Genomic DNA, 13,885 nt, shown 5'->3' on the forward strand with positions numbered 1-13,885 from the left:
GCCGGTTAAAATCCCCCCATGAACCTCAACCTCTTCAACACCCCACTGAACCGTGGACTGAAGCGCGTATCAACCTGACGTTTCGGCAAGCGTTGTAATATCATGACTGCTAACGTAAAACCCCACTTCCTTCCACAATCTACCCGTTGGTTCGGAGAGCAAAAGCTATGGCAACCGAGTTAAGTTTCGTCGAATACGTCCGCGACCAGATGCAGGGTGCGGGGCAAATCACCTTCAGAAAAATGTTTGGTGAATACGCGCTGTATTGCGACGGCAAAGTGGTGGCACTGGTGTGCGACAACCAAGTGTTCGTCAAGCCGACAGCGGGAGGACGTGCCAAACTCGACAGCATTACCGAAGCACCGCCCTATCCGGGCGCGAAGCCGCATTTTCTGATTGGCGAAGAGTTGGATGACCAGCGGGCAATGGCGGAGCTGATTCGGCTAACGGCTAGTGAATTGCCGTTGCCTGCCCCAAAAAAAGCCAAGCCGAAGAAAACAACGTGAAACAACTGGTTTAAGCGACGTAGGCGTGACAGGATGATGTTCAAGCCTCGCATTCATCGAAACGGAGCAGCCCATGACCGCTATGATTCGCGCCAGTTTTCTCTACTTTGCCCTCGTGATGGGCGCAGGTTTTCTCTTGGGCAGCGTGCGTGTGCTCTTTGTCGTACCTCACCTCGGCGAACGTTGGGCAGAGCTTGCCGAAATGCCGATCATGGCAATGGTCATCGTTGTCGCGGCGGGCTACATCCTGCGGCGTTACCCCGAAGTGCAAACCCGTGGTCGTGTGCTGGTGGTCGGGTTTACTGCCTTGGCACTGTCCGTTAGCGCGGAACTGGTACTGGCTGTTGTGCTGCAAAGCCAATCACTGGCGGAATACCTCGCCAGCCGCGACAAAATTTCTGGCTCGGTGTACCTTGTCATGCTGGTGGTCTTTGCGCTTATGCCGCGTTTGCGTCTTGCCCACCATCCATAGCTCCACGAGTCAAACTCACGCAGTGGGTGAGTGTATCGAATAGCAAAAGGGAATGGTGTCTTGCACACTTGATTGCGTAAAGACAGTGTGAGGCTGATTATCTCAAAGGTTGACCATATGAGAACTCGCCATGAAAATTGATTATCTTGATCACTTGGTGTTGACCGTTAGCAATATCGAGGCTACCACCACCTTTTACACCAGTGTCTTGGGCATGGGCATTGTTACTTTTGCTGGTGATCGAAAGGCTCTGTCTTTTGGCTCGCAGAAAATCAACTTGCATCAGTATCAAAAAGAGTTTGAGCCAAAAGCACAACAACCTACCCCCGGTTCTGCTGATTTGTGTTTTATCACGTCAACTCCGCTATCTGAGGTAATAAACCACCTTACTGCGTGCAATGTCGCAGTAATTGAGGGGCCAGTCCAACGTACAGGAGCAACTGGCTCCATTCTTTCTGTGTATTTCCGCGACCCAGACATGAATCTGATCGAAGTTTCAAATTATTTGAACACCTGACGCTTTCAATGACACAACGCTTGTTCCACATCCCGCAGTAAATCTGCGATGTCTTCCAGACCCGCTGAAATCCGCACCAGTCCTTCGCTGATCATGTGTTCTGCACGTTCTTCTGGCGTATAGGTGGAATGCGTCATGCTCGCGGGGTGTTGCGCCAGACTTTCCGCATCGCCGAGGCTTACCGCGCGGGTGATCAGTTTGAGTGCGTTCATGAAACGGCAACCTGCTTCAAAGCCGCCTTTGAGTTCAAACGCAATCATGCCGCCCGGTTGTGCCATTTGCCGTTGTGCCAAAGCGTATTGCGGGAAGCTTTCCAAGCCGGGGTAATGACAGACTGCGACGGCGGGGTGATTGGCAAGGAAGGCGGCAATCGCTTGCGCATTTTGGCAGTGCCGATCCATCCGCAGCGCGAGGGTTTTCAAACCGCGCAACACCAGAAATGCATCCTGCGATGACATTACCGCGCCAGTCATATCTTTGATGCCGTAAAAGCGCACTTGAGTCAGCGTTTCCGCATCGCCAACAATGGCTCCTGCAATTAAATCGCCGTGTCCACCGAGGTATTTAGTGGCGGAATGCACCACGTAATCCGCGCCCAATTCCAGCGGGCGTTGCAAATAAGGCGTGCAATAAGTGTTGTCGACTACCACTTTGCAATTGTCGTGCTGGTGAGCGATTGCCGCAACCGCCGGAATATCCACCAAACGCATATTGGGGTTGGCAGGCGATTCAAAGAATACGATGCGGGTTTTCGCACTAATCGCAGCCGCAAGGTTGGCGGGGTCAGCCATATCGACGTGGGTAATGGTTACGCCGAATTTCGCCAGCCCGTGATTGAAAAACGCATAAGTGCAACCGTACAGTGTTTTATCGGCAATGATTTCATCGCCCGGTTTGAGTAACGTCCACAGCAAGGCGGCGGTTGCGCCCATGCCGGAGGCTGTGACCAACGCCGCTTCCCCGCCTTCCAAATCAGCGAGGCGTTGTTCCAGCAACACCGTGGTGGGGTTGCCAACACGCGAATACACGAAACCCTGTTGCTCGCCCGCGAAACGTTTCATGCCGTCTTCCACCGTGGGGAAGGTGTAGGTGGAACTCATGTGTACCGGCGGATTCAAGTCGCCCGTGCCTGCATAAGCGTCGTAAGCATGGTGGATTGCGCGGGTGGAAAATCCGAGTGTTTCGTGGGTTGGTTTACTCATGTGTTCCTCTGGCTGGTGATTTTGGTATTCGCGGATAGTATTACATCTGCGACGAAAGTGGTGGAGCGTTTGAAACCATCGGTGGCCTAATTGTCGATACACACCGCTAAATTGATGCAATAACGCGCATATCGCAATTCCCCGGTTTTGTGCAGCACACCCAATTCAACCAGATCTTGCAGGTCGCGGGTAGCCGTTGCGCGGGAGGCATTCGTCAAACTGATGTAGTTTTTCGCGCTCATACCGCCGTTGAACCCGCCGATGCCTTCCGCAAATAGCCGCGCCACGACCTTTTCCTGACGTGAATTCAGTTTGCCACGCACTTGGTCATACAAACGGGTTTTGCCGATCAGGAATTCGACTTGCTGGCGCGAATGGCGTACTGCCGCCAGCACGGTTTCGGCGAAATACGCCAGCCAACGTTGAATGTTGTTCGCCTTGTTCGCCCATTCCAGCTCGGTGTAATAGGCTTTTTTGTGCTGTTCGATGGTGTGAGCAAGCGCAATCAGCGTGGGTTGCCCCAAGCCTTGCGCAAGGGCTTTTTCTGCCAAAGCGCGGGCAATACGCCCATTGCCGTCTTCAAACGGGTGGATGCTGACGAAATACAGATGGGCAATGCCTGCGCGGATCAGGGGCGGCAATGCGTGCGGTGCGTTGGTTTCGGTGCGGTTGAACCAATCCACAAAGGTAGCCATTTCCGCAGCAACCCATTCGGAAGGTGGGGCTTCAAAATGTATCTTGGGATCGTCCAGTCTCCCGGAAACCACCTGCATGGCTTCAACATGCGTGCGGTACGCGCCGATTACCTGCAAATCCCGCCGCCCGTTCAACAACATCGAATGCCAGTCGAACAGGGTTTGATGACTGAGCGGTTGCTGAAAGTGGGTGTATAAATTCACCATCATTTCTGCGATGCCGTATTCCGCAGGTGTCACTTGTCGTCGATCGGTTTGCAAACCAAACTGCCGCCGAATCGACGATTGCACACTGTCACGGTTGAGGTATTCGCCTTCAATCGCTGAGGTTTGCATGGCTTCGTTGCTGACCATTTCCACTTTCAACTGGATGCGGTTGTCTTCCGTCAGGTGCGTGAATGCGCCCAGCAGCAAGCCGGATTCGTGTGCAAAAGCGGTTTCCAATGGCATCAGCTTCAGCGGGTCGAAGCTGAAGTTAGGCCAGTCGGGTTGTTGCCAGTTCCATGTCATGAGTCATTCGCCGTTATTCTATAGCTCACTTATAGCTTATTTTATGAGGCATGGAAATATTAGGCACATTTTTAGTTTAAGATGACGGCTTTGCAGCAAACCTAGGTGAATGACCATGACCGACAACACTAGCAACCCAGCCGAACCTTCGTGGACAGTGGTGCAACAAGCCGCAGCGGATGACGGTTTACACCTGTTGCGGGTGCTGGATGTGGGGGTGAATTTCCCGTTTCGGAACTACCCCGAACGCTTCAGCATTTTGTGGGAGTTTGCCGAACTCGACGCAGAAGGTCTGCCCAGCGCGGCAGAACTCACTCGCATGAAAGATTTTGAAAACGCTTTGTGTGCGGTGATGCAAGCCGATCATGCCGCGTTATTGGTGATGGTGTTTACCGAGCCTGCTCACCGCGAATTTATCTGGTTGGCACGCAATAAATCCGCCTTCCAGAACCGGCTCAATGCGGCGGAAGGTTTGGGTGAAAAACTCCCGATTACCCTTGATCATGAAACCGATGCGCAGGGCGAATTTTACTTGTCGTATGCGACGAAAGTGGTGGAGCGTTTGAAGCCAGCGGCGGCATGAGGGTCACTCCCAAGGATTCAGAATGGCAATGCCGGTGGGCTTGAAATCATCCACATTGCGGGTAACGACCGTCATTCCGTGGACTAAGGCAGTGGCGGCAATCAACGCATCGCGCTCTGAGCAAGGGTCGGGAACATGCAAGCGGGCGCATTGCCGCGCAACGGCGGTATCAACCGCCAGAATCCTCTCCTCAAACGTTGGTAATACTTGATTTTCAAGCCAGTTTCGTAACATTTTCCCCTGCTCCTGATCGCGGCGTTCAATCAGGAGAATGCCCATTTCCAGTTCCAAAATACTGATGACGGACAGAAACAGGCTGGCAGGTAGGACACTGTTTGCCCATGCGACAACATTTGCGTTCGCCTTGCCTGTGTTGGCTTTGCGCAATTCGGAAACTACGTTGGTGTCCAGCACAAACATTACGACAAATCCGCAGGTTGGTAGAGTTTACCGCGCAGGCGGGGCGGCTCGAATTCAATCTCAGTCACTGAGGGCATGGCTAATAATTCGACTATGCTCGTTGATTTGCCGGTGATGCGTTGGTATTCGCTGATAGTCAGCAACACGTGTGCAGGCCGCCCACGGTCAGTGATGAAAACCGGGCCATTCATGGCGGCTTTCTTGGCGTGGCCTACATCTTGGTTGAACGCACGGCTGGAAAGGGTGGTGATCATGGTGTGTACCTCGCTGATCTTGTGCTGATGTAGATACATTACTACAATCATGAATGCGCCTCAAGACAAGTATATTCAGTAATAACTTGTGTGATTATCCCCTATAATCATCCTATCTAACCATCCTTGGATATATAGGCATGAAAACGGTCAATATCAGCAGCCTGAAAAACAACCCTAGTGAAGCTTTACGCTACGCCCACGAAGATATGGTGCTGGTAATGAACCGCGACCAGCCCGATGCCCTCATGATTGGTTTGAACCAGACTGGCGGAATGCTGGATATGCCCGGTGTGCGCACGGCGTTAGCAACGTCTCTATTCAAGGGTGGGGTATTGTCACTGGCACGTTCCGCCCGGTTAGCCAATATGGTGTTGGCAGATTTCATCGCACATATTTCACGGCTGGGTATTCCCGTCATCAATCAAACCGCCTCCGAAGCCAACCAAGACATGGATACGCTGGAACAATGGCTCGCGTCGTAAAGAGGTTTGATCACGTCCGCCCGCCAAGTGTTTGAAACTTTGCATCAGGCAGATTTTCGGATTGCCGCCGCCGTTATCCGCCAAATCCTGACGCGAGTTGGGGAGTAGATGTAAAAGCGTTATGAAACTGCCCGAACGGGAACATTACCGCTATCAGCCCAGCTATTGCGAAGAAAACATCTGGCATCTGTGTCAGCAGCCAGAATTTCAGCACAGCGATGTGATTGTGATGGCATCAAAAGGCAGGTTTTTCCCCATCCGCTGCCAGCGCAAAGCGAATACGCCAACTGAACCCCTGCTGTGGGATTACCACGTTGTGTTGCTGTGGCACGCCGCGCCGGATGCGCGTTACATTCTCGATTTCGACACCACCTTGGCATTTTGCACGCCTATAGCGGATTATTTTCGCCAAGCATTTTTGGATGAATCCCTGTTAAAACCGAGGTTTGTACCGCTATTCCGGGTCATGCCTAGTGTGGAATATGCCGAAAAGTTGTTGAGCGACCGGCGGCACATGCGCGATGAATACGGCTGGTTGGCAGAGCCTCCGCCTTGGCCTCCGACCAGCGTTGCCGAAAGTAATTTGCGCAAATTTACCGATATGAGCGACGCGGACTATGGGCAAATTCTGACGGCAGCGCAGCTTCTGTGACGTAAACCCTTGATTGGATGCAACACCATGCAAAAATTCGGCTACAAAATCATGAAAAAGAACCTCGCGGACGAAGCACCCGTGGTTCATGCCGCCATTGCCCAGCAACGCCCGCTGGAAGTTGGCTTGTATTCGGGCGATGCGGAAATCTGGGAATTCATCGTTGCCACTCTGCGCGAAGCCGTCCAGCCGATCCCCATCAACACCCATTTTAACCATTACCAAGCGACGCTGTTTGGGCTTGACCGGCAGGAAATGGAATTGCACCAGCAGTTTGCTTCCGCCAAAGCCATCGGTTCGGCGTATTCAATTATGCACGCCCACAAGTATTCGCTCAGTCATCGCCCCGCGTTCCGTGACGCACTAGGCGAACATCTGACACGGCAATTGCGTTTGCTGGAACGCTTTTGTGCGGAATACGACCACCCGGTTCACATCGAGAATACCTTCCACTCGCTGGCGTTTTATCGCTGGTTGTTTGAGTTGGTGGAACGGCTGGAGCTGCGTTACGTCCACTGCTGTTTCGACATCGGTCATGCCAAGATTTGGTCACCGGAAAGCCTGCCGCAATGGTTGCAATGGCTGCATGAACTGGAAGATAAGGGCGTGCGGCTGCATTTCCACCTGCACGCCAACAACGGGCTGACTGACCAACACCTCACCTTTGTGGAAAGCGAAAGCCTCGGCTTGAACAGCGCGGATGACTACACGCAGGCATGGGATTACTTCACCGCACTGGCGCAATTGCACCAGCAGTTTCCTGACAGCCACAAGGTGTTTGAGGTTAAACCGGGGTTGGCGGTGGCGAATATGGAACTGGTGATGGCGCGGCTGGCATGACCGTTGGCTGGCAAGTAGCCGTTACCCGATACCGGCTTGCTGAAGCGGCAACACCACCTCAAACACCGTCCCGCCCCCTGCGCGGGATTTGCATACCACACTGCCACCATGCCGGGTGGCAATCTGCCTGACTAAACTCAAACCCAGCCCCCAACCACCTTGTGCTTCCCCATGACCAGCGGGGCGGTAGAAGGGTTCAAATACGCGGCTTTGTGCGTCGGCGGGAATGCCCGCGCCACGATCCAGCACTTGCAGGGTCAGGGTGTGCGAATCAGTGCCATACAAGCGGGCAGTGACTTCACCTCCGCCGTGGCGGCGAGCATTTTCGAGCAGGTTGCGGAGCAAACGGCGCAGCAAGCGTTCATCGCCCATGACTTGCAAGGCTTGTGCTTCGCAGTCGGCGGAGGTGCGGGCGCATTCTTCGGCAAGCAAAGCAGCAAGGTCGACGGCTTGCTGTTCGAGTGGGATTTCGAGCGTGTCCAAACGGCTGGCGAGGAGGATTTCTTCCACCAACTGGTTGAGTTCGCGCATGTCCTGACGCATCGCAGTCACAGCGGGCGTGTTTTCTAGGTGTTGCTGTTCAGCCAGCATCGCGAGGCTCATTTGCAGCCGTGCTAGTGGCGAGCGCAATTCGTGCGAAGCATTCGCCAGCAGTTGGCGATGCCCAACCAGCAGGGTCTGGATACGCTCGGCGGATTGGTTGAAACTGCTGGCGAGTATCGCCACTTCATCACAGCCCTTGACCGGCATTCGGGTTTCGAGCTTGCCTTCGCCTAGGGCTTCCACGCTTTGGCGCAACTGTTCCAGACGGTAAGTGAGGCGACGCGCAATTGGGTACGCCCCCAGTGACACCACCAACGCGGTCAACATCAACAACGGGATAATAGGGATGTGGGTCACGCCTTCCGCCCGCAAATGCAGCAGCACCCCGGAGAGTGCCGACACCAACAAGACGCTACTGACCACCACCACATAGATTTGCAGGAACAGGCGTTTGCGCAACAGGCGAAAGCGGCGCGGTTCTTCCACGCCCTCAATGTGCTTGAGGTAATGGCTTTCCAGATGCTGGCGCATGTGGTGTCCGGGGTGGCGGCAGTTTTTTTTCATAAGGCATCGTCACTGTCTTGTGCACGTGCGAACACATACCCTGCCCCACGCAAAGTGAGGATACGGCGCGGATGTTTGGGGTTGTCTTCGATGGCTGCCCGCAGGCGTGAAATGTGTACGTCAATCGAGCGGTCGAAGGCTTCCAGCGGTTCGCCTTTCACCATGTCCAGCAATTGTTCGCGGCTCAATACCCGTCCGGCACGTTCCGCCATCGCCACCAGCAGGTCGAACTGGTAGCTGGTGACTTCGCGCACTTGCCCATCGACACGGAGTTCGCGGGCTTCGCGGTCGATTTCCAAACGTCCAAAACGCAAGACCGGCACATGCGTGGCATCGCGTGCCCCACGCCGCAGGATAGCCTTGATGCGGGCGCGTAATTCTCGCGGTTCAAACGGTTTCGGCAGGTAATCATCCGCACCCATTTCCAACCCGATAATACGGTCGGTGGCATCGCCACGCGCGGTGAGCATGAGGATGGGAATGGATGCCGTATTGCCATTACGCAAGGTGCGGCACAAATCCAGCCCATCCGCATCCGGCAGCATCAGATCGAGGATAATCAAGCCCCAATGCGCCTGACTGGCAAGCTGCAAGCCCGCTTTGCCGGTAGCGGCACAGGTGACGGCAAAACCGGCTTCGCCCAGATATTGCACCAGCATCTGGCTTAAACGCACATCGTCATCAATCAGCAACAAGGGTTCCGGCACGTTCATTCTCCACGGGTAAGGGCAGCGTCACGGGGTAACGCTGCCTTGATTATCGCCCAAATGCAACTTAATGCAGTAGATCAACCGCTTTGGCCCGCTGTTCCGGGGTGGCAGCAATGCCATCCAGCATCATGCTTAAGGGCATTTGCTGGTTTTGTCCGTTGTAGGACTGGGTAACGGCGGGCTGTTCTGCTTGCCCCCGGTGTTGCCAGTGTCCGTGCGGGTGGTGGCTGCAACCCTTGCCTGCCATGAATGCCAGCAGTGTAATCAGGAACACACCCAACACCACTTTCTTTTTGCCAGCGTGTGGGACATGCCAGCCGTGCTGATCCCCAAAGGGACGGCATTTATGCCAGCGGCAAGTGTCAGCCGTGGTGTTGTCCGCTGCCGGGTTACTGGCGGTGGTTTCCGTAGTGTTAGTGGTGGTGTCTGTTGTTGTCTGGTTTACGTCAGTCATGATCAATGCTCCTAAAATGAGTGGTTTGGAACCAACCCGTGTCTGGCTGGTATGGGTTAATCATGAACGGCGTGCGTTGCTGGAATGTGCAGTGAATGTAAAGTTTTGTGTAGATTTGCTGCCACGACCCGATCGGGGCAGAATGGGCGGATCGTATTTTCAGGAGTTTTACCATGCGAATCCTTCACACCATGCTGCGCGTCGGCGATCTGGAACGCTCGATTGCGTTTTACACCAACGTCCTCGGTATGCAACTGCTGCGCCGCAAGGACTATCCGGCGGGCGAATTCACCCTGGCTTTCATCGGTTATGGCGACGAAACCGACCAGACCGTACTGGAGCTGACCTACAACTGGGGCGTGGATCAGTACGAACTGGGTACGGCGTTCGGGCATATCGCGCTGGAAGTGCCGGATGTGCACGCCGCCTGCGAAAAAATGCGGGCAGCGGGCGGCAAGATCATCCGCGAAGCCGGGCCGATGAATGCGGGTACGACCATTATCGCCTTCCTCGAAGACCCGGATGGCTATCAGATTGAGCTGATTGGCGAGAAGCACCAGCGCACATGAATTCAGATGGATCACATTGCTGCTGATTTTTTGTAACAATGGATGTTACAAAAAATCAATTGACCAAAATATAGTCAATAGCTTATAACTAAAACAAGTGGTTTGTTATTAATCAAATCATTTCCCTGTAAATCATCAACAAAGGATTATTCATGGCTAATAAAATTACCCGCGTGCTTGCAACGCTCATTACTGCTTCTGGTATCTTGGTTAGCGCAAATGCAATGGCTTGTAGCGAACATGATTACTTAGGTTCTGTTTGCCTTGTAGCTGCCAGTTATTGTCCTCAAGGATTTGCACCAGCAGATGGTTCAGCGACATCAAATCAAATGTTGAAATCTATTTTGGGTTCAGACAAGCTTCCATCTTTGCAGGCTCCAGCGGGAACTAAATATTGTGTATCCGTAGCAGGCCCTTATCCGACACGCCCTTAATTTTTAACGATAATTTATCGAGACATTATTCAATATTTGCCCCGTCTATCGCATGGTGGGGCTTTTCTCTCAGGCATTGTTTTAATGATGCCTAATTTTTATAGTTTGCGAGTTCTGGATGAGCGCAAATATTTAACGCTGCATTCCAAGCTGTTCCTGCGGGTATACTCACAATCCATGTTGTTGGATACTTGATCGGGAGCAAACACTATGACCCAACTCAAACTCTATGACCACCCCATTTCCGGCGGCGATTTTGGCTTACCTCGCCCGCCGCTACATCCTATGACGATTCAGTACCAGATAAATACCCCCATTTCGGCAGACCAATTCATCGACCTGCTGCGTCGCTCTACCTTGGGCGAACGCCGCCCCATCGACGACCGCGAATGCATGGAAGGCATGGTAAACAACAGCAACTTGCTGGTGACAGCGTGGGATGGCGACCAACTGGTGGGCGTGGCGCGTTCCATGACCGACTTTCATTACGCCTGTTACCTATCTGATCTGGCAGTTGACCAAAACTACCAGCGGCAGGGCATCGGCAAGCAACTGCAAATCCTCACCCAGCAGCAATTGGGCAGGCATTGTAAGCTGATACTGATTGCAGCTCCGGCGGCGAATGCGTATTACGGGCGGATTGGTTACACTCACCATCCACGTTGCTGGATACTTGATCGAGAGCAAACGCTATGACTCAACTCAAACTCTACAGCTACCCTATTTATCGTTACCAACAACAATTAGGTCAATATGGGAATCTCAAATAAAACTAGGAAGGTCTTATGGGGGCGATCAGGCAATCGTTGCGCGATGTGTCGGAAGGAGCTTGTAGCTGACTCGACCGCTGCCGACAATGAATCCGTTATTGGAGACGAATGTCATATTATTTCGGGACAAATTAATGGACCGAGGCACGACATCGTATTTCCAGTTGATCAAATCGACGCTATCGACAATCTCATTTTATTGTGCAAAGTCCATCACAAGATCATTGATGATCAGTGCGAAACTTATACAGTCGGCTTACTTCAGTCCCTCAAATCGAATCATGAGCAATGGGTCAGAACAGCACTAGAGCAATCGACACATGAAGGAATAAGGATTCGTCAGGTTACAGAAAACATACCCAGCCATTTGGTTCGGTTGATGACTGGTCAAGACTTGTTGACAATTTTGTCCAATGCACATGGCTACCAATTTGAACACGATGATCCGAAGTCGGAGACAGAAACCAACCTAATCGCTTCATTTCTGCAAGAAGCTCAAGATTATGGTGAATTATCAGCAGATCTTGAGGCTGGAGATAGGGTTCAAACTGCTTATCGACTTTCGCTTTTGCTCAATGAGCTTGAGGAAGGTGGATTCTGGGCATTTGGCAGCCGTGAAGTGCGAAAACTTGAAGGTGGAGTCGAAACACCTTCTGACTTCACCATATCAATTCTCCGCATAGTTAGGTCGACCAATTCGGACATTGTGAAAGTAGATTTGGAGATTTCAGATGAAAAAATCTAATTGCTCGAATATCCGTAATCACCTGATGGCAAATACAGCGACAACGATAATATCCCTATACATAGCTGAAGAACTATCTATTAAAGTATAAAACACAAGGTAGTTTTGGGCTGTATTTGGATAAAATACAAGGGTATTTTTTGCTCTCAGGATACCCGCCGGTTATGCAACCACAACAGCAGCCCCGCGCCCACGATCAGCCCGCTTCCCACAAAGAAATTCCACCCCAGCACATCCTGAAACAGGAACACGCTATATAACGTCGCTGCCACCACCTGCGCATTCAGCCAAGGCGACAGTTCCGACGCGGTGATTAGCGTATACGCCTTGATCAGCAGGAAATGCCCAATCGCACCGAACGCGCCCATGCTAATCAGCAGCAGCCATTGCAGCGCATCGGGCGTTTTCCACCACAGCGGCACGAGGAAACTCAGCACCACTGCGCCGACAATCGAGGTATAAAACAGCGAGGTGCGCGGATCATCCACACCCGCCACTTTACGGGTCAGCAGAAAATACAGTGCCAGCAGCAGCGAGGCAAAAAACGCCAGCAATAACGCCGGTTCAAAGGTCTGAAAACCGGGGCGAATAATCACCAGCACCCCGACAAACCCGGCAGCAACCGCTAATAAATGACGCGGCAAAATACGTTCCCCCAAGAATATGCCCGCGAATAAGGTGACGAGTACCGGCGACAAATACATCAACGCCGTCGCTTCCGCCAGACTCACCGTCTTGATCGCCATGTACAGCAAGGTGTTAATGCCGACCATGCACAAGCCGCGCAACAACTGCGTTTTCGGCGCACGGGTCACAGCAAAATGGCGCAAACCCTGCCCATAAAACAGCAGCGACACGATAATGCTGTGGAACAGGAACCGCGCCCACGTCACCTGAAAAGTCGAAAACTCGCGCATCAGGAATTTCCCCAACGAATCCATTCCCGCCAAAATGACGGAGGCAATGATCGTAAGGACGATGGCGAACAGGGCAGGACGGTTTTTCATGGCAGCGATTCTTATCATTCAGGGCGGGTGTTATATTCCCAATATGGGAAAAACGTCAATCGCCTTATCACAACACCATTTCCGTACCGGCTGGCTGCTGGCTGTCGGCGGCACGGCGTTATTCGCGCTCAAGTCAATTTTCATCAAGCTGGCCTACGCGCAAGGGGTGGATACGGTTACGCTGTTGACCTTGCGGATGCTGGTGGCAGCACCGTTTTATCTGCTCATGCTTGGCTGGTTGCTACGGCAAACGCCAACCCGGATACCTGCACCCAAACCGTTGGCGGCAATCATGTTGCTGGGTTTCATGGGCTATTACTTGTCATCCTGGCTGGATATGCAGGGGCTGAATTACGTCTCGGCACAACTCGAACGCCTCACGCTTTACACGTACCCGATCATGACCACATTGCTGGGTTGGGTATTTCTGCGCGAAGCGATTACCCCGCGCATTATGCTGGCACTGGTGCTGACGTACAGCGGGGTGATGCTGCTGTATGCGCACGAGGCCAATCTCGGCGGGGCGGATGTGACTTTGGGCGTGGCGATGGTGGCAACCGCTGCACTGATTTTTGCGTTTTACGTGGTGTTCAGTAAAGGTTTGATTGGGCAATTTGGCAGCCGCTTATTCACCAGCATTGCGATGTTGGCTTCGACGCTGTTCGTATGCATTCATTTCCTGTTGACCCATCGTGTCAGTGATTTGCTGGTCAACCCGACGGCGTGGGGTTACGCGCTGCTGCTGGGCATTTTCAGCACAGTGTTACCGAGTTTCATGGTCAGCGAGGCGATTGGGCGCATCGGCGCGGCGCGTACCAGCATTGTCGGCACATCCGGCCCGCTCATCACCATCCTGCTGGCAGTGGCATTGCTGGGGGAACCGTTCGGCTGGTTCCATCTGGCGGGGATGTTGTTGGTGATGCTGGGAGTGGGGGCGTTGGGTAAGAAATAGT

20 protein-coding genes are annotated in these 13,885 nt (G+C 53.0%); 12 read left to right on the top strand and 8 right to left on the bottom strand.

Annotated elements, in window-relative coordinates; all coding sequences use genetic code 11:
* The first annotated feature begins 167 nt into the window (after window positions 1-167).
* From J9260_RS01065 to J9260_RS01075, 3 genes are all read left to right on the top strand, one after another.
* A complete protein-coding gene (locus tag J9260_RS01065) occupies window positions 168-506 on the top strand; it encodes a TfoX/Sxy family protein (protein WP_210219222.1) in 339 nt (112 codons plus the stop codon).
* Between the two features lie 73 nt (window positions 507-579).
* Window positions 580-978, top strand: coding sequence for a hypothetical protein (locus J9260_RS01070; RefSeq protein ID WP_210219223.1), 399 nt, complete (start codon window positions 580-582; stop codon window positions 976-978).
* A gap of 130 nt (window positions 979-1,108) precedes the next feature.
* A complete protein-coding gene (locus J9260_RS01075) occupies window positions 1,109-1,495 on the top strand; it encodes a VOC family protein (RefSeq protein WP_210219224.1) in 387 nt (128 codons plus the stop codon).
* Between the two features lie 5 nt (window positions 1,496-1,500).
* Here the strand turns inward: J9260_RS01075 and J9260_RS01080 are convergent, their stop codons facing one another.
* Window positions 1,501-2,697, bottom strand: a complete 1,197-nt coding sequence (locus J9260_RS01080; protein ID WP_210219225.1) for a methionine gamma-lyase — start codon at window positions 2,695-2,697, stop codon at window positions 1,501-1,503.
* 86 nt (window positions 2,698-2,783) lie between these two features.
* The gene (locus J9260_RS01085; RefSeq protein WP_210219226.1) at window positions 2,784-3,902 is read right to left on the bottom strand and encodes a Fic family protein; all 1,119 of its coding nucleotides are present in this window, start codon (window positions 3,900-3,902) and stop codon (window positions 2,784-2,786) included.
* Between the two features lie 115 nt (window positions 3,903-4,017).
* Here J9260_RS01085 and J9260_RS01090 point away from each other — a divergent pair, with 115 nt between their 5' ends.
* Window positions 4,018-4,485 carry a DUF695 domain-containing protein gene (locus J9260_RS01090; protein WP_210219227.1) on the top strand — a complete coding sequence of 156 codons (468 nt, stop codon included), beginning with the start codon at window positions 4,018-4,020 and terminating at the stop codon, window positions 4,483-4,485.
* Between the two features lie 3 nt (window positions 4,486-4,488).
* Here J9260_RS01090 and J9260_RS01095 read toward each other — a convergent pair whose 3' ends face one another.
* Both J9260_RS01095 and J9260_RS01100 read right to left on the bottom strand, forming a co-directional pair.
* A complete protein-coding gene (locus tag J9260_RS01095; protein WP_210219228.1) occupies window positions 4,489-4,905 on the bottom strand; it encodes a type II toxin-antitoxin system VapC family toxin in 417 nt (138 codons plus the stop codon).
* Complete coding sequence (locus J9260_RS01100) at window positions 4,905-5,210, bottom strand: type II toxin-antitoxin system prevent-host-death family antitoxin (RefSeq protein WP_246499559.1); 306 nt, start codon at window positions 5,208-5,210, stop codon at window positions 4,905-4,907. The genes J9260_RS01095 and J9260_RS01100 overlap by 1 nt, the downstream gene beginning before the upstream one ends.
* A gap of 89 nt (window positions 5,211-5,299) precedes the next feature.
* Between J9260_RS01100 and J9260_RS01105 the strand changes: the two genes are divergently transcribed.
* From J9260_RS01105 to J9260_RS01120, 3 genes are all read left to right on the top strand, one after another.
* Window positions 5,300-5,644, top strand: coding sequence for a UPF0175 family protein (locus J9260_RS01105; protein WP_210219229.1), 345 nt, complete (start codon window positions 5,300-5,302; stop codon window positions 5,642-5,644).
* A gap of 121 nt (window positions 5,645-5,765) precedes the next feature.
* A complete protein-coding gene (locus J9260_RS01115; protein WP_210219231.1) occupies window positions 5,766-6,296 on the top strand; it encodes a protein N-terminal glutamine amidohydrolase in 531 nt (176 codons plus the stop codon).
* Between the two features lie 27 nt (window positions 6,297-6,323).
* Window positions 6,324-7,136 carry a hypothetical protein gene (locus J9260_RS01120; RefSeq protein WP_210219232.1) on the top strand — a complete coding sequence of 271 codons (813 nt, stop codon included), beginning with the start codon at window positions 6,324-6,326 and terminating at the stop codon, window positions 7,134-7,136.
* Between the two features lie 21 nt (window positions 7,137-7,157).
* Here J9260_RS01120 and J9260_RS01125 read toward each other — a convergent pair whose 3' ends face one another.
* The 3 genes from J9260_RS01125 to J9260_RS01135 all read right to left on the bottom strand — a co-directional run bounded on the left by J9260_RS01125 (window position 7,158) and on the right by J9260_RS01135 (window position 9,407).
* On the bottom strand, window positions 7,158-8,243 hold the full coding sequence (locus tag J9260_RS01125) for a sensor histidine kinase (protein WP_246499561.1): 1,086 nt from the start codon (window positions 8,241-8,243) through the stop codon (window positions 7,158-7,160).
* Window positions 8,240-8,950 (bottom strand): response regulator, encoded by a 711-nt coding sequence (locus J9260_RS01130; RefSeq protein WP_246499563.1) that lies wholly within the window; start codon window positions 8,948-8,950, stop codon window positions 8,240-8,242. The genes J9260_RS01125 and J9260_RS01130 overlap by 4 nt, the downstream gene beginning before the upstream one ends.
* 67 nt (window positions 8,951-9,017) lie before the next feature.
* Window positions 9,018-9,407: a hypothetical protein gene (locus J9260_RS01135; protein ID WP_210219234.1), complete on the bottom strand. Its 390-nt coding sequence runs from the start codon at window positions 9,405-9,407 to the stop codon at window positions 9,018-9,020.
* A 173-nt stretch (window positions 9,408-9,580) separates the two neighbouring features.
* Here J9260_RS01135 and gloA point away from each other — a divergent pair, with 173 nt between their 5' ends.
* The 4 genes from gloA (at window position 9,581) to J9260_RS01155 (ending at window position 11,925) form a co-directional block, all read left to right on the top strand.
* A complete protein-coding gene (gloA, locus tag J9260_RS01140; protein ID WP_210219235.1) occupies window positions 9,581-9,976 on the top strand; it encodes a lactoylglutathione lyase in 396 nt (131 codons plus the stop codon).
* Between the two features lie 152 nt (window positions 9,977-10,128).
* On the top strand, window positions 10,129-10,410 hold the full coding sequence (locus J9260_RS01145) for a tail fiber protein (protein WP_210219236.1): 282 nt from the start codon (window positions 10,129-10,131) through the stop codon (window positions 10,408-10,410).
* 210 nt (window positions 10,411-10,620) lie between these two features.
* Window positions 10,621-11,106, top strand: a complete 486-nt coding sequence (locus tag J9260_RS01150) for a GNAT family N-acetyltransferase (RefSeq protein ID WP_246499564.1) — start codon at window positions 10,621-10,623, stop codon at window positions 11,104-11,106.
* Between the two features lie 117 nt (window positions 11,107-11,223).
* Entirely contained in the window at window positions 11,224-11,925 is a 702-nt protein-coding gene (locus J9260_RS01155) for a hypothetical protein (protein ID WP_210219237.1), read from the top strand.
* 146 nt (window positions 11,926-12,071) lie between these two features.
* Here J9260_RS01155 and J9260_RS01160 read toward each other — a convergent pair whose 3' ends face one another.
* Window positions 12,072-12,932 (bottom strand): DMT family transporter, encoded by an 861-nt coding sequence (locus tag J9260_RS01160; protein ID WP_210219238.1) that lies wholly within the window; start codon window positions 12,930-12,932, stop codon window positions 12,072-12,074.
* On the opposite strand from J9260_RS01160, the gene J9260_RS01165 reads away from it, so the two are divergent.
* Window positions 12,931-13,884, top strand: a complete 954-nt coding sequence (locus J9260_RS01165) for a DMT family transporter (RefSeq protein WP_246499565.1) — start codon at window positions 12,931-12,933, stop codon at window positions 13,882-13,884. The two genes, J9260_RS01160 and J9260_RS01165, sit on opposite strands and share 2 nt — an antisense overlap.
* Window position 13,885: the final 1 nt, after the last annotated feature.

Source organism: Thiothrix unzii (assembly GCF_017901175.1).
GTDB lineage: Bacteria > Pseudomonadota > Gammaproteobacteria > Thiotrichales > Thiotrichaceae > Thiothrix > Thiothrix unzii.